The sequence below is a fragment of the Streptomyces celluloflavus genome (assembly GCA_000720995.1).
Taxonomy (GTDB): Bacteria; Actinomycetota; Actinomycetes; order Streptomycetales; family Streptomycetaceae; genus Streptomyces; species Streptomyces celluloflavus.
Window position 1 is genome coordinate 1 of record JOEL01000149.1, and the last position, 381, is coordinate 381.

The 381-nt window shown below is 61.7% G+C and carries 1 protein-coding gene; it reads right to left on the reverse strand.

Going from position 1 to position 381, the window contains the following annotated elements:
• Positions 1–359 (reverse strand): AMP-binding protein (locus IH09_RS40805; RefSeq protein ID WP_404827323.1); only part of this gene is annotated, 359 nt, incomplete at its 3' end.
• Positions 360–381: the final 22 nt, after the last annotated feature.

Here is a 381-nt window from a genome sequence, read left to right on the forward strand (position 1 = left end):
AAATTCGCCAACGCCACCCGCGGCATCACCACACCCTTAGGCACCCCCGTCGACCCCGATGTAAACACCACATACACCGGCAACAAACCCAACACATCAGAATCAGAACCAGAAACCGAGCCAGAAGCCGAGCTTGAACCCACACTCCAACCCGGCTCCAACCCCGAATTCACCCCAGAATCCGGCCCCAATTCCGAATCCGATTCCAGCTCCGCAGCCTCCTCATCAAGCACCAACCACCGCACCCCCGGCACCACCGACACCAACCGATCCCGCACCCCGGAAACCGACACCACCACCACCGGATCCACCTGACCCAACACCGCCGCAATCCGCTCCACCGGATACTCCGGATCCACCGGAACAAACGCCGCACCCGAC